The 17,717-nt window shown below is 37.1% G+C and carries 13 protein-coding genes and 1 other annotated feature; of the genes, 1 reads left to right on the plus strand and 12 read right to left on the minus strand.

All coding sequences use genetic code 11. From position 1 onward, the window contains the following. The first annotated feature begins 118 nt into the window (after positions 1-118). Positions 119-1,294: a M20 family metallopeptidase gene (locus tag ACY191_RS13505; RefSeq protein WP_042737972.1), complete on the plus strand. Its 1,176-nt coding sequence runs from the start codon at positions 119-121 to the stop codon at positions 1,292-1,294. A 169-nt stretch (positions 1,295-1,463) separates the two neighbouring features. Here the strand turns inward: ACY191_RS13505 and tuf are convergent, their stop codons facing one another. From tuf to rplK, 12 genes are all read right to left on the minus strand, one after another. Next, positions 1,464-2,651 (minus strand): elongation factor Tu, encoded by a 1,188-nt coding sequence (gene tuf, locus ACY191_RS13510; protein ID WP_042737971.1) that lies wholly within the window; start codon positions 2,649-2,651, stop codon positions 1,464-1,466. Between the two features lie 223 nt (positions 2,652-2,874). Continuing rightward, positions 2,875-4,965, minus strand: coding sequence for an elongation factor G (fusA, locus tag ACY191_RS13515; RefSeq protein ID WP_042737970.1), 2,091 nt, complete (start codon positions 4,963-4,965; stop codon positions 2,875-2,877). Positions 4,966-5,084: 119 nt separating this feature from the next. Beyond that, positions 5,085-5,555: a 30S ribosomal protein S7 gene (gene rpsG / locus ACY191_RS13520; RefSeq protein WP_042737969.1), complete on the minus strand. Its 471-nt coding sequence runs from the start codon at positions 5,553-5,555 to the stop codon at positions 5,085-5,087. 70 nt (positions 5,556-5,625) lie between these two features. After that, positions 5,626-6,039: a 30S ribosomal protein S12 gene (gene rpsL, locus ACY191_RS13525; protein ID WP_042737968.1), complete on the minus strand. Its 414-nt coding sequence runs from the start codon at positions 6,037-6,039 to the stop codon at positions 5,626-5,628. A gap of 94 nt (positions 6,040-6,133) precedes the next feature. Further along, a complete protein-coding gene (locus tag ACY191_RS13530) occupies positions 6,134-6,388 on the minus strand; it encodes a ribosomal L7Ae/L30e/S12e/Gadd45 family protein (RefSeq protein ID WP_042737967.1) in 255 nt (84 codons plus the stop codon). Between the two features lie 162 nt (positions 6,389-6,550). Continuing rightward, on the minus strand, positions 6,551-10,147 hold the full coding sequence (gene rpoC, locus ACY191_RS13535; RefSeq protein ID WP_229367372.1) for a DNA-directed RNA polymerase subunit beta': 3,597 nt from the start codon (positions 10,145-10,147) through the stop codon (positions 6,551-6,553). Between the two features lie 160 nt (positions 10,148-10,307). Then, positions 10,308-13,859 carry a DNA-directed RNA polymerase subunit beta gene (gene rpoB / locus ACY191_RS13540; protein WP_042737965.1) on the minus strand — a complete coding sequence of 1,184 codons (3,552 nt, stop codon included), beginning with the start codon at positions 13,857-13,859 and terminating at the stop codon, positions 10,308-10,310. A 199-nt stretch (positions 13,860-14,058) separates the two neighbouring features. After that, positions 14,059-14,667, minus strand: a complete 609-nt coding sequence (locus ACY191_RS13545; RefSeq protein WP_042737964.1) for a class I SAM-dependent methyltransferase — start codon at positions 14,665-14,667, stop codon at positions 14,059-14,061. A gap of 258 nt (positions 14,668-14,925) precedes the next feature. Continuing rightward, positions 14,926-15,294, minus strand: a complete 369-nt coding sequence (gene rplL, locus ACY191_RS13550; protein ID WP_042737963.1) for a 50S ribosomal protein L7/L12 — start codon at positions 15,292-15,294, stop codon at positions 14,926-14,928. Between the two features lie 37 nt (positions 15,295-15,331). Then, the gene (rplJ, locus tag ACY191_RS13555; protein WP_463270057.1) at positions 15,332-15,838 is read right to left on the minus strand and encodes a 50S ribosomal protein L10; all 507 of its coding nucleotides are present in this window, start codon (positions 15,836-15,838) and stop codon (positions 15,332-15,334) included. A 70-nt stretch (positions 15,839-15,908) separates the two neighbouring features. After that, positions 15,909-16,056, minus strand: a sequence feature (ribosomal protein L10 leader region). Positions 16,057-16,154: 98 nt separating this feature from the next. Further along, entirely contained in the window at positions 16,155-16,844 is a 690-nt protein-coding gene (rplA, locus tag ACY191_RS13560) for a 50S ribosomal protein L1 (RefSeq protein WP_042737961.1), read from the minus strand. A gap of 228 nt (positions 16,845-17,072) precedes the next feature. After that, entirely contained in the window at positions 17,073-17,495 is a 423-nt protein-coding gene (gene rplK / locus ACY191_RS13565) for a 50S ribosomal protein L11 (protein ID WP_042737960.1), read from the minus strand. Between the last annotated feature and the right edge of the window lie 222 nt (positions 17,496-17,717).

Raw genomic sequence — 17,717 nt, forward strand, 5'->3', positions numbered from 1 at the left:
GAACAATGCCCACGACAACTGTGTTTTAAGCAATATACTTTGCATTAATTAATTGTACCTATTGATTATCGTGTTGAAATGGTATACTAGATAAAAAGTTATGGAAGAAGGGTTGAAGTTGTTTGATTGGTTTCAACTAGCAAATGAAAAAGAAAATAGAATGGTTCAAGTACGTCGCTATCTCCATCAGTACCCTGAATTATCTTTTGAGGAATATCACACGCATGATTTCATTATGAATCAATTAAGCCAATTATCTTGTGAAATTCAAACACCTGTAGGACGCAATGGCATTGTTGCTCGCTTTAAAGGAAATGGTGACGGTCCTACAATCGCTCTAAGAGCAGACTTTGATGCTTTGCCGATTGATGAATTAACGGATGTCGATTATAAGTCAAAGAATCCAGGTGCAATGCATGCATGTGGCCATGATGGTCATACAGCAATATTACTGGCTGTTGCTGAAATATTAGAGAGTCATTTAAATCAATTAAATGGTACAGTTGTCTTAATTTTTCAATATGGTGAAGAAATTATGCCGGGTGGATCTCAAGAGATGATTGATGATGGATGCTTGCAAGGTGTCGATAGAATTTATGGTAACCATCTTTGGAGTGGTTATCCTACAGGTACGATATATTCACGTCCAGGCGCTATGATGGCATCTCCTGATGAATTTAATATTACAATTCATGGTAGAGGCGGACATGGTGCCAAGCCACATGAAACAATTGATCCTGTAGTAATTATGGCTGAATTTATTATGAGTTCACAAAAAATAATCTCTCGTACAATTGACCCTGTAAAGCAAGCAGTACTTAGCTTTGGCATGATTCAAGCTGGCTCAGCCGATAATGTCATACCCGATTCAGCATACTGCAGAGGTACCGTTCGCACATTTGATACAGATATTCAAGATCACGTTATTAATAAAATGGACAAACTATTACAGGGATTAGCTGTTGCAAATGATATAGAATATTCATTAGATTATATTAAAGGATACTTACCTGTTCATAATAATGCAAATTGCTACGAAGTTGTTAAACAGGCCGCTAATGATATTAATTTAAGATACAATGAATCTGATTTAATGATGGTCGGAGAGGACTTTTCACACTATTTAAAAGTACGTCCAGGCGCTTTCTTTTTAACTGGATGTGGTAACCCAGAAAAGAACTCTGATTACCCTCATCATAGCCCATATTTTAATATTGATGAAAAGGCCATGAAATACGCAGTAAGTGAGTTTTTAAAAATTCTAGAATTAGAAAATATATTTAAACAACTATAAATCATCTTATGTAAAAAGCGCTATTAATAGCGCTTTTTTTATACCCCATTGTCTCTTTTGCTATTACATCTAATAATACTTATAGCATTTATTTTTTATAAAAAGCTATATATTATGCCACAAAAAAAGAGCCTCCCTAAGGAGACTCTCAAATCATAATAAATAATGATTATTCGTTAATTTCAGTAACAACGCCTGATCCTACAGTACGTCCACCTTCACGGATAGAGAAACGAGTACCGTCTTCGATAGCGATTGGAGAAATTAATTCAACGATCATTTCAACGTTATCGCCAGGCATAACCATTTCAGTACCTTCTGGTAAGTTAACAACACCAGTTACGTCAGTAGTACGGAAATAGAATTGTGGGCGGTAGTTAGTGAAGAATGGAGTATGACGTCCACCTTCGTCTTTAGATAAAACGTAAACTTCCGCTTTGAATTTTGTATGTGGTGTAATAGTACCAGGAGCAGCTAAAACTTGACCACGTTGAACATCTTCACGTGAAACACCACGTAATAATGCACCAATGTTGTCACCAGCTTCAGCGTAGTCTAATAACTTACGGAACATTTCTACACCAGTAACAGTTGTTTTGCTTGATTCTTCTTGCATACCGATGATTTCGATTTCTTCACCGACTTTGATTTGACCACGTTCAACACGGCCTGTAGCAACAGTACCACGACCAGTGATTGAGAATACGTCCTCAACTGGCATCATGAATGGTTTGTCAGAATCACGTTCTGGAGTTGGAATGTAAGTGTCAACAGCTTCCATTAGGTCTAAGATTTTTTGCTCATAGTCAGCGTCGCCTTCTAAAGCTTTTAATGCTGAACCAGAGATAACTGGTACATCGTCACCAGGGAAGTCGTATTCGCTTAATAAGTCACGAACTTCCATTTCAACTAATTCTAATAATTCTTCATCGTCAACCATGTCAACTTTGTTTAAGAATACAACTAATGCTGGAACACCAACGTTACGTGATAAAAGAATGTGTTCACGAGTTTGTGGCATTGGACCGTCAGCAGCAGATACTACTAAGATAGCTCCGTCCATTTGTGCAGCACCAGTGATCATGTTTTTAACATAGTCAGCGTGTCCTGGGCAGTCAACGTGAGCATAGTGACGTTTTTCAGTAGTGTATTCGATGTGTGCAGTATTGATTGTAATACCACGTTCTTTTTCTTCTGGAGCATTGTCAATCATGTCGTATGATTGTGCAATAGTGTCACCATTTTTTGCTAATACAGTTGCGATAGCAGCTGTTAAAGTTGTTTTACCATGGTCAACGTGACCGATAGTACCAATATTGGCATGTTCTTTTGAGCGATCAAATTTTTCTTTAGCCATTATAAAATCTCTCCTATTCTGTTAGAAAATTAATATTAAAATTTATCTCTCATGACAGTTTCTCACCATCATGAGAAGACAATTTATCCTTTAGGGATAAGTACTATCCATATAGTACCTTTATAATGCATTTTTCCCAAAAAATCAATTGATAAAACCATAGGGTACGAATTGCACCCTAATTAGTCAAAGTGACTATAAAAGACACTTATAAACTAATCAATTATTCAGCGTTGTTACCACTGTTTTTCTTGATGATTTCTTCAGCGATTGATTTAGGAACTTCTGCATAGTGATCGAAGTACATAGTGTAAGTACCGCGACCTTGAGTGTTTGAACGTAATGATGTTGCATAACCGAACATTTCTGAAAGTGGTACATAAGCATTAACAACTTGTGCATTACCACGAGGTTCCATACCATCAACACGTCCACGACGAGATGTTACGTCACCCATGATGTCACCCATGTATTCTTCAGGCATTTCGATTGTTACTTTCATCATTGGTTCTAAGATAACTGGATCACATTTTTTAGCAGCTTCTTTAAGTGCTAAAGATGCAGCGATTTTGAAGGCCATTTCAGATGAATCGACATCATGGTATGAACCGTCAAATAATTTCGCTTTAACGTCGATTAATGGGTAACCAGCTAATACACCGTTATCCATTGCATCAACAAGACCAGCTTCTACTGATGGAATGTATTCACGAGGAACTACACCACCAACGATAGCGTTTTCGAATTCGAATCCAGCACCAGTTTCGTTTGGTGAGAATTCAATCTTAACGTCACCGTATTGTCCACGTCCACCTGATTGACGAGCAAATTTACCTTGAACTTGAGCTGATGTTTTGAAAGTTTCACGATAAGAAACCATTGGTGCACCAACATTACATTCAACGTTAAATTCTTTCTTCATACGGTCAACAAGGATATCTAAGTGAAGTTCACCCATACCACCGATGATAACTTGTCCAGTTTCTTCGTTAGTAGAAGCATGGAAAGTTGGGTCTTCTTCTTGTAACTTAACTAAAGCTGTAGTCATTTTATCTTGGTCAGCTTTAGATTTAGGTTCTACTGATAAGTGAATAACTGGTTCTGGGAATTCCATTGATTCCAAGATGATGTCATTCTTCTCACCACATAGAGTATCACCTGTACCAGTGTCTTTAAGACCAACTGCTGCAGCGATATCTCCAGCGTATACAGTGTTAAGCTCTTCACGAGAGTTAGCGTGCATTTGTAGTAAACGACCTACACGTTCACGCTTACCTTTAGTAGAGTTCTTAACGTAAGAACCTGAAGTTAATGTACCAGAATAAACACGGAAGAAAGTTAATTTACCAACATAAGGGTCAGTCATAACTTTAAATGCTAAAGCAGCAAACTCAGCATTGTCATCAGCTTTTGCGATAACTTCTTCGTCTGGTGTGTCAGCACGGTGACCAACAATAGGTTTAACATCTAATGGAGATGGTAAGTAGTCAATTACTGCGTTAAGCATTAATTGAACACCTTTGTTTTTGAATGCTGTACCAACAAGTACTGGGTAGAATTCTACGTCAGTAGTTGCTTGACGGATTGCAGCTTTCAATTCGTCGTTACTGATTTCTTCATCACCAAGATATTTTTCCATTAATTCGTCGTTTGTTTCAGCAACAGCTTCGATTAATGTTGAACGAGCTTCTTCAGCTCTTTCTTGATGATCTGCAGGAATTTCAATTTCTTCAATTTCAGTTCCTAAGTCATTTGTATATTTGAAACATTTCATTTCAACTAAGTCAATGATTGCTTCAAATTCATCTTCTGCACCAATTGGTAATTGGATTGGTTGCGCGTTTGCTTGTAAACGGTCATGAATAGTACTTACTGAATATTCAAAGTTAGCACCTAATTTGTCCATTTTGTTTACAAATACAATACGAGGAACACCATATGTTGTAGCTTGACGCCAAACTGTTTCAGTTTGTGGTTCAACACCTGATTGAGCATCAAGTACTGTTACCGCACCGTCAAGTACACGTAATGAACGTTCAACTTCTACTGTGAAGTCTACGTGTCCTGGTGTATCGATAATGTTAACACGGTGGTCATTCCATTGAGCTGTTGTTGCAGCTGATGTAATTGTGATACCACGATCTTGCTCTTGTTCCATCCAGTCCATTTGTGAAGCACCTTCGTGAGTTTCACCAATTTTATGGATACGTCCAGTATAGTAAAGAATACGTTCAGTCGTAGTTGTTTTACCAGCGTCGATATGAGCCATGATACCAATATTACGAGTTTTTTCTAAACTAAAATCTCTAGCCATGTATTTTTCTCCTTCCAGTATTACTGCGAATAAATACTATAAATATGGCGATGCCCTAAGCACGCACCACTGATGGTAAACCATCCTTTTGGAACATACTCAGGGAGAAAGCTTCTATCCTACCAACGATAGTGAGCGAATGCTTTGTTTGCTTCAGCCATTTTGTGAGTGTCTTCACGTTTCTTAACTGCGCCACCTGTGTTGTTAGCTGCATCTAAGATTTCGTTAGCTAAACGCTCTTCCATAGTTTTTTCACCACGAAGACGTGCATAGTTTACTAACCAACGTAAACCTAAAGTAGTACGACGTTCTGGACGAACTTCTACTGGTACTTGATAGTTAGAACCACCAACACGACGAGCTTTAACTTCTAATACAGGCATGATGTTGTCGATAGCTTCTTCGAATACTTCAACAGCTTCACGACCACTACGTTCTTGAACTAGGTCGAAAGCAGAATAAAGAATTCTTTGAGCTGTTCCACGTTTACCATCTAACATGATTTTGTTGATCAATTTTGTAACTAATTTTGAGTTATGAATTGGATCTGGTAATACGTCTCTTTTTGGTACTGATCCTTTACGAGGCATAATGTAAGTCCTCCCTTCCTATTATAGTATATTTTCAAATTGTGTTGCGAAAATTTACGCAATCTTAAAATTAATTTTTAGGTTTTTTAGTTCCGTATAATGAACGTCCTTGTCTACGTCCATCAACACCTGAAGTATCAAGTGCACCACGAACGATGTGGTAACGTACACCAGGTAAGTCTTTTACTCGTCCACCACGTACAAGTACTACACTGTGTTCTTGTAAGTTATGTCCGATACCAGGGATATACGCATTGATTTCGATGTTGTTAGATAAACGAACACGAGCATATTTACGTAACGCTGAGTTAGGTTTTTTAGGTGTCATTGTACCTACACGAGTACAAACGCCACGTTTTTGTGGAGAATTTAAGTCAGTAAATTTCTTTTGTTTACTGTTAAAGTTTCTGTTTAATGCTGGTGAATCAGATTTCTTTGATTTACTTTGTCTTGGTTTGCGTACCAATTGATTAATAGTTGGCATTGAATGTTTCCTCCTCTCCTGTTTTATAATCCCACACATCCAGGTGGTTCATTTTAAGGGTAAATAAAATTTAGTAAGATAAATCTTACTAATCTCATTTCAGACATGCAACAATCGTTGCACTCACACTGATACCTACATATTCTCCTAAAGCACGTTTGCCTTCGAAAAATGAGACAGGTATTGATTTGTGATTGATTTGGCTTAACACGCGAGTCAATAAATGAACTTCTACGTCTTGAGCAATTATCAATGATGTAACTTGATCTTTATTCAAAGCTTTAAGCGTTTGTTTAAGACCAACAACATATTGTTGTTTGTTAAAGCGTGCAACTTTTTCATTAGACATTTAGATATCCTCCAAAGTTCTGCTTGCATCAACCTTTACAATAATAACATCTCCTATGTGATTCAGTCAACGTTTTATCGCATAATTTATTAAAAAAATAAATAAAAAACAAGTGACCGAAATAAAGCATTCCGATCACCTTGTTTATATTAAATCAGTGAATTAAATTTCAGTAGTTTGAACTTCTTCCACTTCTTCTTGTGCTGGTACAGCTTTGTCATATTGAACATCTCTATAACGTCTCATACCAGTACCTGCTGGAATTAATTTACCGATGATAACATTCTCTTTAAGACCAAGTAAGTTATCACGTTTACCTTTAATTGCAGCATCTGTAAGTACACGAGTTGTTTCTTGGAATGAAGCTGCTGATAAGAAGCTTTCAGTTTCAAGAGACGCTTTAGTGATACCTAATAATACTGGTTTAGCTGTTGCAGGTCGTTTACGCTCTTTAAATGCGTCACGGTTAGCATCAGTAAAGTTGTGAATATCAACTAATGAACCTGGTAATAACTTAGTATCTCCAGCTTCGATGATACGTACTTTACGCAACATTTGTCTTACCATAACCTCAACGTGTTTATCATCAATTTCTACACCTTGCATACGGTAAACTTTTTGAACTTCTTTTAATAAGTAGCTCTCAGTTGCATTTAAACCTGATACTGATAAGTAGTTCTTAGGCTCGATAGAACCTTCTGTTAATACTTCACCGCGTTCAACGCTTTGACCGATTTCAACTTTCAATCTAGATGTACCTGATGCAAGATAAGATCTTGTTTCATTTGCACCTTTAATTACGATTTCTTGTTGACGGTCCTTCGCAAGTTTGATGTCATCCACAACACCTTCGATTTCCGTAATAATCGCTTGTCCTTTTGGATTACGCGCTTCGAAAATCTCTTGGATACGAGGAAGACCTTGTGTAATATCACTACCTGCTACCCCACCTGTATGGAATGTACGCATTGTAAGCTGTGTACCTGGCTCACCGATAGATTGGGCTGCAATTGTACCAACTGCTTCACCAACTTCAACTTTTTCACCAGTAGCAAGGTTTTTACCGTAACATTTTTCACATACACCGTGACGTGTGTTACAAGTAAATGCAGAACGGATATACATTTTTTCAAATCCAGCGTCTACGATTTGTTTTGCGATATCTGCAGTAATTAATTCGTCTGGACGGATAATAATCTCATCTGTTTCTGGGTGACGAACTGTTTCTTTAGAATAACGACCTTCTATACGCTCGATAAATGGTTCAATCATTTCTGTACCTTCTTTAATATCAGAAACAAGTAAACCTCTGTCCGTACCACAATCTTCTTCACGAACGATAACATCTTGTGCAACGTCAACAAGACGACGAGTAAGATAACCTGAATCGGCAGTCTTAAGTGCTGTATCGGCAAGTCCTTTACGCGCACCGTGTGTAGAGATAAAGTACTCTAATACTGTTAAACCTTCACGGAATGAAGATGTGATCGGTAACTCGATAATCTTACCTGATGGAGCGGCCATTAATCCACGCATACCGGCTAACTGTGTAAAGTTAGACGCGTTACCACGGGCACCAGAGTCACTCATCATAAAGATTGGGTTAGTCTTATCAAGTGATTGCATTAATTCACCTTGAATTTGATCTTTAGCATCTGTCCAAATTTCAACGACAGAATTATAACGTTCATATTCAGTGATTAAACCACGGTTGAATTGTTTTGTAACTCTTTCAACTAATTTTTCATGCTCATCTAAGATATCTTTCTTGTCTGGTAATACCACGATGTCTGATACACCAACTGTGATACCTGCTTTAGAAGAGAATTTGAAACCTAAGTCTTTCATTCTATCTAACATCATAGATGTGTCTGTAATGCTGAAACGGTTGAACACTTCTGCGATGATGTTACCTAAGAATTTTTTATTGAAAGGTTCAATTAATTCTTCATTTTCAAAGTAAGCTTTTAGTCCACCTTCACCTAATTCAGTTGCTGACACGAAATATTTATTAGGTGTTTCACCTTCTAAATTGGCTTGTGATGGTTCATTGATGTAAGCAAATGAATCCGGAATAATTTCATTGAAGATTACCTTACCAACAGAAGTTGTTAAGATTTTATTATTTTGCTCTTCAGTGAATGTTGGATTGTTAAATGATTTAGCGTGAACACCAATACGCGTGTGTAGGTGTACGTAACCATTAGCATAAGCTTTTAATACTTCATTTGTATCATTGTAGATTGTACCTGTATTCACAGCATCTTTACGTTCTAAAGTTAGGTAATAGTTACCTAATACCATATCTTGAGATGGTGTAACAACTGGTTTACCATCTTTAGGGTTCAAGATATTTTGTGCAGCAAGCATTAACATACGTGCTTCTGCTTGTGCTTCTTTAGATAAAGGTACGTGAACAGCCATTTGGTCACCATCAAAGTCGGCGTTATATGCTGTCGTTACAAGTGGATGTAAACGAATCGCACGGCCTTCTACTAATGTTGGTTCAAATGCTTGGATACCTAGTCTGTGAAGTGTAGGTGCACGGTTAAGTAGTACTGGGTGTTCTTTAATTACATCTTCTAAAACATCCCATACTTCGTCATCCATGCGCTCAATCTTGCTCTTAGCATTTTTAATGTTTGTAGCAATCTCACGTTGTACTAATTCTTTCATAATGAAAGGCTTGAACAATTCAAGTGCCATTTCTTTCGGTAGACCACATTGATACATTTTCAAGCTTGGTCCAACTGCGATAACTGAACGACCTGAATAGTCAACACGTTTACCTAATAAGTTCTGACGGAAACGACCTTGCTTACCTTTAAGCATATGAGAAAGTGATTTTAATGGACGGTTACCTGGTCCAGTAACTGGACGGCCACGACGACCATTATCGATTAACGCATCTACAGCTTCTTGTAACATACGTTTTTCGTTTTGTACGATGATACCAGGCGCACCTAAATCTAATAAACGTTTCAAACGGTTATTACGGTTAATAACACGACGGTATAAATCGTTCAAATCACTTGTAGCAAAACGTCCACCATCTAATTGAACCATTGGTCTGATTTCAGGTGGGATAATTGGAAGTACGTCTAAGATCATCCACGCTGGGTTGTTACCAGAATGTCTAAATGATTCAACAACTTCCAAACGTTTAATAGCACGTGTAAGTCTTTGACCAGTAGCTGATTCTAACTCATCACGTAATAATTTTAATTCAGAATCTAAATCGATTTCTTCAAGTAGTTCTTTGATTCCTTCGGCACCCATCTTAGCAGTGAATTGTCCTGGGAATTTATCATAGTACTCTCTGAATTCAGCTTCAGATAGTAATGTCTTTTTCTCAAGACCAGTTGGTCCTGGATTAACAACAACATAAGATGCAAAGTAAATTACTTCTTCTAATGCTCTTGGTGACATGTCTAATAATAGACCCATACGACTTGGAATACCTTTGAAGTACCAAATGTGAGATACAGGAGCAGCAAGTTCAATGTGACCCATTCTTTCACGGCGCACTTTTGATTTTGTTACTTCTACACCACATCTGTCACAAACCATACCTTTATAGCGTACGCGTTTGTATTTACCACAACTACATTCCCAATCTTTTGTAGGTCCGAATATTCTTTCACAGAAAAGACCATCTTTTTCTGGTTTTAAAGTACGGTAATTTATTGTTTCTGGCTTTTTAACCTCACCAAAAGACCATGAACGGATTTTTTCAGGTGAAGCAAGTCCTATTTTCATATAATGGAAATTATTTACATCAATCAAGGAGCCTACCTCCTTCAATTTAGATTAGCTGTGCAAATTGATTGATTGCTCTATATTGATAAATGGCAAGACCACTATCGAGTGCCGAATTGGCTACTCGATATGGAATATACCTTTATAAACTTAAATGCGATTAGTCAGTGATTTCTTTTTGTGATTCTGGAGCATCTTTTTGTTGAAGATCAACTTTACGCTCAACAACATCTTCATCTTCAGTGTCATGCATGTCAATTTCATTGTCATGCTCGTCCATAATCTTAACGTCTAATCCTAAACTTTGTAACTCTTTCATCAATACTCGGAATGATTCAGGAACACTTGGTTTAGAAATATTTTCACCTTTAACAATAGATTCGTATGTTTTAACACGACCTACTGTGTCATCTGATTTGTAAGTTAAGATTTCTTGAAGTGTATATGCAGCACCGTATGCTTCAAGTGCCCATACCTCCATCTCACCGAAACGTTGTCCACCGAATTGTGCTTTACCACCAAGTGGTTGTTGTGTAACAAGTGAGTATGGTCCAGTTGAACGTGCGTGTAATTTGTCGTCAACCATGTGTGCAAGTTTCAACATGTACATTACGCCGACAGAAATACGGTTATCAAATGGTTCACCTGTACGTCCATCATAAAGTACAGTCTTACCGTCACGTGCCATACCGGCCTCTTCAATTGTAGACCAAACATCTTCATCATTGGCACCATCGAATACAGGTGACGCAACATGAATACCTAAGTTTTTAGCAGCCATACCTAAGTGCAACTCTAATACTTGTCCGATATTCATACGTGATGGTACACCTAATGGGTTTAACATGATATCGATAGGTGTTCCGTCTGGTAAATAAGGCATGTCTTCTTCTGGAACAATCTTAGAAATAACACCTTTGTTACCGTGACGTCCACACATCTTATCACCAACGTGAATCTTACGTTTTTGAACGATATAAACACGTACTAATTGGTTTACACCAGGAGATAATGTGTCGTCTCCTTCTTCACGGTTAAAGACTTTAACATCTAGAACAATACCACCAGCACCATGAGGCACACGTAATGATGTATCACGTACTTCACGTGCTTTTTCACCGAAGATTGCATGTAATAAGCGTTCTTCTGCAGTTAATTCAGTTACACCTTTAGGCGTTACTTTACCTACTAGGATATCACCATCATTAACTTCAGCACCTACGTATACAATACCGCGGTCATCTAAGTTTTTAAGTGCACTTTCAGAAACGTTCGGAATATCACGAGTGATTTCTTCAGGTCCTAATTTAGTATCACGTGCTTCTGATTCATACTCTTCAATATGAATTGAAGTATAAACGTCATCCTTAACAAGACGTTCACTCATGATTACAGCATCCTCATAGTTATAACCGTCCCAAGTCATGAAACCTACAACTACGTTTCTACCAAGTGCCATCTCACCTAATTCCATTGAAGGACCATCAGCTAAGATTTCACCTTTAGTCACAACGTCACCTGAGCTAACAATAGGACGTTGGTTATAACATGTACCTGTGTTTGAACGTTTGAATTTAGCTAATGGATAGCGATCTAATTCGCCTTCGTATTCTTGGCCATCCTCTTCAATAAGTTGACGAACAAGAATTTCATTAGATTCAACATGCTCAACGCGACCTTTACGTTTAGCAACAACTGCAGCACCAGAGTCACGTGCAGCTACGTGTTCCATACCTGTACCAACAAATGGTGATTCAGGATTCATCAAAGGTACAGCTTGACGTTGCATGTTCGCACCCATCAATGCACGGTTAGAGTCATCGTTTTCTAAGAAAGGAATACATGCTGTCGCAGCAGATACAACCTGTTTAGGTGATACATCCATGTAGTCCATTTTTTCTTTTGCCATTACAGTGTTGTTACCACGGAAACGACAAACGACTTCATCTTCTACGAAACGACCATTTTCATCTAATACAGAGTTTGCTTGTGCTACTACATAGCTGTCTTCTTCATCAGCTGTTAAGTAGTCAATTTGATCTGTAATAGATTGTGTTTCAATATCAACTTTACGATATGGTGTTTCAATGAAACCAAATTCATTTACACGCGCATAACTTGATAATGAGTTGATAAGTCCGATGTTTGGACCCTCAGGTGTTTCGATTGGACACATACGGCCATAGTGAGAATAGTGAACGTCACGTACTTCCATTTGAGCACGTTCACGAGTTAAACCACCAGGTCCTAATGCTGATAGACGACGTTTATGCGTCAACTCAGCTAATGGGTTTGCTTGGTCCATGAACTGTGATAATTGTGAACTACCAAAGAATTCTTTGATAGATGCAATTACAGGGCGAATGTTGATTAATTGTTGTGGTGTGATTGAATCTGTGTCTTGAATAGACATTCTTTCACGTACTACACGTTCCATTCTTGATAAACCGATACGGAATTGGTTTTGTAATAATTCCCCTACTGAACGTAGACGACGGTTTCCTAAATGGTCGATATCATCAGTGAAGCCAATACCACTTAGTAAGTTAAAGAAGTATGACATAGATGCAATAATATCAGCAGGTGTAATACATTTCACTTCTGAATCTGGGAACGCGTTACCAATCACTGTCGTTGTACGACCTTCTTCATCATTAGGTACGTAAACTTTGATTGATTGAATTTCTACAGGCTCATCAATGATGCTTCCTTCTAATTCAAACACTTCGCTGTTTGCATTTGATTCCAATACATCCATGATTTCGTCTAAATTACGACGATCAAGTACTGTACCTTCTTCAGCAACAATTTCACCAGTTTCTGCATTAACAATTGGTTCAGCTAATTTTTGATTGAATAAGCGATGCTTTAAGTGAAGTTTCTTATTCGCTTTGTAACGACCCACACTAGCTAAATCATAGCGTTTTGGATCGAAGAAACGTGAATATAATAAACTTTTAGCATTTTCTACTGTTGGTGGTTCACCAGGACGTAGACGCTCATAAATTTCAAGCAATGCTTGATCAGTATTTTCAGTTCCATCTTTTTCTAATGTATTACGCAAGTATTCACTTTCACCAAACAAATCAACAATTTCTTGATCCGTTGAGAAACCTAAAGCTCTTAATAATACTGTTAATGGTAACTTTCTAGTTCTGTCAATACGTACATAAACAACATCTTTGGCATCAGTTTCATATTCTAACCATGCACCACGGTTAGGAATAATTGTTGCGTCAAAGTTTGTGTTGCCGTTTTTGTCTAGCTTTTCATTGAAGTAAACGGATGGTGAACGAACTAATTGTGATACGATTACACGTTCAGCACCGTTGATTACGAATGTACCTGTATCTGTCATTAATGGGAAATCGCCCATAAACACTTCTTGCTCTTTTACTTCGCCAGTTTCTTTAATGATTAGACGTACTTTAACACGAAGAGGTGCTGCATACGTTGTATCACGGTTTTTAGATTCTTCTAAATCATATTTTGGTTCACCAAGTCTATAATCTACAAATTCTAATGATAGATTTCCTGTGAAATCTTCAATTGGAGAAATGTCTCTAAACATTTCTAATAAACCTTCTTCTAAGAACCAATCGTAAGACTTAGTTTGAATCTCAATTAAATTCGGTAATTCTAATACCTCTGAAATTCTCGCATAGTTTCTACGTTTACGATGTCTTCCATATTGGACAAATTGACCTGCCAAACAGATTCACCCCTCAAAAATTGTGTGTTTACTTTTAGAAAAATAGCAAATATAATAAGACAAAAAGAAAACGGTAGCACTCCTGATGACACCATTTTCTATTTCATATTATATACAATGTTATTTTGAACGTAAAAGTACACACTTATTGAACATAAATTTTTACATTCTATAACTATATCAGAAGCAGACATTTTAATCAACCTTTTACACTTCTTAAAATGTAATAACCTTTACTTTTTTCTACTACTTCAACATTATCGAATGTTTCTTGCATTTTCTTTTTTGCTGATGGCATACCTTGCTTTTTTTGTATAACTACATAAAGCTCGCCATCTTGTTTCAATTTACTATAAGCGTCATTTAAAATACCATGGACCACTGATTTCCCAGCTCTTATCGGCGGATTCGTTAAGATAAAGTCGAATGCTTGATCTTCAACTTGGGATAACCCATCACTTTCTGCTATCTCCACATTATCAATATGATTTTTCTGTTGATTTCTTTTCGCTAATGCTAGCGCACGTCGATTAACATCTACCATCGTAATTTCATGATGCGGGGATACCTTTGCAATCATTAAACCAATTGGGCCATAACCGCAACCAACATCTAATATATGTTTTGTAGGTCCTGGGGGATGTGCATTTAAAAAAGTGCTTACCAATAAGTCAGATCCAAAGTCGATTTTCCCTTTTGAAAAAACACCTGCATCTGTAATTAGCTCAATGTCATGGTTGTTGTAGGAGTATGTAAAAAGTGATTCATCACTTTCTACTTCAGGATTTTCATCATAATAATGACTCATGACTACACCTCATTTAATCTTTTATTCTTAGATTAATACTATACCCATTTCGCTGAGTATAAAAGTCATTACTGAATTATCCTCAAATCATAGATATAGACAAAATAAGACAAAACCCCGTTATTACAATAACGGGGTTTTCATTTCTCAAAGATTTCAAGTTTCAACGTAACTTAAATCTCGTCACTTTAGTTAGTGATAAACTAAGCAACATTATAAACTTGCAATATATAATTATTAACTGTTAGCCAGCAAGAATTATTTTAATTCTACTGTAGCGCCAACTTCTTCTAAAGCTTCTTTAAGTTTTTCAGCTTCTTCTTTAGCTAAACCTTCTTTAACAACTTTAGGAGCTCCGTCAACTAATTCTTTAGCGTCTTTTAATCCTAAGCCAGTTGCTTCTTTAACAGCTTTAACAACTTTGATTTTAGATGAACCAGCAGAAGTTAATTCTACGTCGAATTCTGTTTTCTCTGCTGCTGCGTCTGCGCCGCCTGCTGCACCTGCTGCTGCTACTGGAGCTGCTGCAGTTACACCAAATTCTTCTTCGATTGCTTTAACTAAGTCGTTTAATTCTAAAACTGACATTTCTTTAATTGCTTCAATGATTTGTTCTTGATTAGCCATTTTAATATTCCTCCGTTTTTTTAATTATTATGCGCAATTATTCAGCGCTTTCTTCGTTTTCTTTGTTTTCTCCAACAGCTTTAACTGCATATGCGAAGTTGCGGACTGGAGCTTGTAATACAGATAATAGCATAGAAACAAGTCCTTCGTGTGATGGTAATGTACCAACTGTGTTAACTTCTTCAGCTGAAATAACTGCACCTTCCATAACACCAACTTTAATTTCTAAAGCTTCATGTTCTTTTGCGAATTTAGCAAGTACTTTAGCTGGAGCAACTACATCTTCAGTTGAAGTAGCAACCGCTGTAGGACCTACTAAGTGCTCATCTAAACCTTCGACACCAGCTTGTACAGCTGCACGACGAACCATAGTGTTTTTCAATACTTTGTATTCAACACCAGCTTCACGTAATTGTGAACGTAATTCAGTTACTTCAGCAACGCTAAGACCACGATAGTCAACGATTACTGTTGATACTGAATTTTTAAGTTGTTCAGCAATTGTATCAACTTGTTGTTTTTTTGATTCGATGATAGCAGACATTTAGACACCTCCATAAATTTTATTTGGTGCTTTTAATCTTGAGTCGACTAAGATGTATTATCTCGTCTATCCCTCAATAAAAAAAGCACTTTCTACCCATGGCAAAAAGTGCTTGAAAGTTCTAAAATAATCACGTTCAAGTCAATTTTAGCCTCGGTAGGATCATGTTTTAAGTTATTACTAACTCCTACTGTCTTAGGTAAAATAATACATACATCAATATAAACCTTATATTGTGTTATGTCAATATTAAATTTCAAGACTACTGCAAAATTGCCTTAGTCTTGAAATTTATTTTTATAGCATGAGGTGGATATTAGAAAGTTGAAGCGTCAACTTTAACTCCAGGTCCCATTGTTGTAGTAACTGTGATTGATTTGAAGTAAGTACCTTTAGCAGAAGATGGTTTAGCTTTAGCTAATACATCTTGTAAAGTCTTCAAGTTTTCAACAAGTTTGTCAGTATCAAATGATGTTTTACCAATTGATGCATGAACAATACCTGATTTTTCAGCGCGGTATTCAACTTTACCAGCTTTGATTTCTTCAACAGCTTTTTTAACGTCCATTGTAACTGTTCCAGTTTTAGGGTTTGGCATTAAACCTTTAGGTCCTAATACACGACCTAATTTACCAACTTCACCCATCATATCTGGTGTAGCTACTACTACGTCAAAGTCGAACCAACCTTGTTGGATTTTTTCTACGTATTCACCTTCGCCAACGAAGTCTGCACCAGCAGCTTCAGCTTCAGATGCTTTATCACCTTTTGCGAATACTAATACACTTTGTGACTTACCAGTACCATTTGGTAATACTACTGCGCCACGGATTTGTTGATCATTTTTACGAGTATCGATACCTAAACGGAATGCAACTTCAACAGATGCATCAAAGTTAGCGATACTTGTTTCTTTAGCTAGTTCAACAGCTTCTTCAACAGAATATTGTTTTTGGCGGTCGATTTTGCTAGCTACTTCTTGATATCTTTTGCTTTTTTTAGCCATTTCATGTTCCTCCTTTAGTGGTTTTAGCGGAATTTCCTCCCACGTTTACTTGCTTTTGCAAGTTAAGAGCAGATAACAGTGAGGTTTAAAAGTGTTATTTTATCGTAGGAATTGCTTCCATAATAAATGACATTTCACCTCATATTACGACAATATTGAACGCTGTCATCATGTTTGTCATTATCTGTCATCTGCTTCTATACGTCTATCTATAAATCATTACTTTAATTATTGAACTGTGATACCCATGCTGCGTGCAGTACCTTCGATAATACGCATAGCTGCTTCTTCGTCAGCAGCATTTAAATCTTGCATTTTTGAGTTAGCAATTTCACGTACTTGATCTTTAGTTACTGTAGCAACTTTGTTTTTGTTTGGTTCGCCAGAACCTTTTTCAATACCAGCTGCTTTTTTAAGTAATACTGGAGCTGGTGGTGTTTTAGTTACGAATGTAAATGAACGATCTTCATATACACTGATTTCAACTGGGATGATTAAACCTGCATCCTCTTGCGTACGTGCGTTGAATTCCTTACAGAATCCCATAATGTTCACACCTGCTTGACCTAATGCCGGACCAACTGGTGGTGCTGGATTTGCTTTACCTGCAGGAATTTGTAATTTAACTACTTTTTCTACTTTTTTAGCCACGATGTGCACCTCCTTGATATCGTGATGTGGTCACAGGACTAAGTTTTGCCCTCCCACTCTTCTACATTTCGTGACGAAATGAACGCTCTAAAAGCGCGACCACAGTATTATAACATCAAACTATATATTAAATCAATAGTTAATTTTTAGAACACCTTAGACATTTTATGGCTTAGGTGTTCTTATGCATGAGCTTGCTCTTGTATTCCTTCTCCTACCTTA

Source organism: Staphylococcus sp. TCBT05, from assembly GCF_055179755.1.

Coding starts and splice junctions, on each gene's coding strand:
- fusA (WP_042737970.1), bottom strand. CDS start 4,965: ATGGCTAGAGATTTTAGTTTAGAAAAAACTCGTAATATTGGTATCATG.
- rplJ (WP_463270057.1), bottom strand. CDS start 15,838: ATGTCTGCTATCATCGAATCAAAAAAACAACAAGTTGATACAATTGCT.
- ACY191_RS13530 (WP_042737967.1), bottom strand. CDS start 6,388: ATGTCTAATGAAAAAGTTGCACGCTTTAACAAACAACAATATGTTGTT.
- ACY191_RS13545 (WP_042737964.1), bottom strand. CDS start 14,667: ATGAGTCATTATTATGATGAAAATCCTGAAGTAGAAAGTGATGAATCA.
- rplL (WP_042737963.1), bottom strand. CDS start 15,294: ATGGCTAATCAAGAACAAATCATTGAAGCAATTAAAGAAATGTCAGTT.
- rpsL (WP_042737968.1), bottom strand. CDS start 6,039: ATGCCAACTATTAATCAATTGGTACGCAAACCAAGACAAAGTAAATCA.
- rpoC (WP_229367372.1), bottom strand. CDS start 10,147: ATGAAAATAGGACTTGCTTCACCTGAAAAAATCCGTTCATGGTCTTTT.
- tuf (WP_042737971.1), bottom strand. CDS start 2,651: ATGGCTAAAGAAAAATTTGATCGCTCAAAAGAACATGCCAATATTGGT.
- rpsG (WP_042737969.1), bottom strand. CDS start 5,555: ATGCCTCGTAAAGGATCAGTACCAAAAAGAGACGTATTACCAGATCCA.
- rplA (WP_042737961.1), bottom strand. CDS start 16,844: ATGGCTAAAAAAAGCAAAAGATATCAAGAAGTAGCTAGCAAAATCGAC.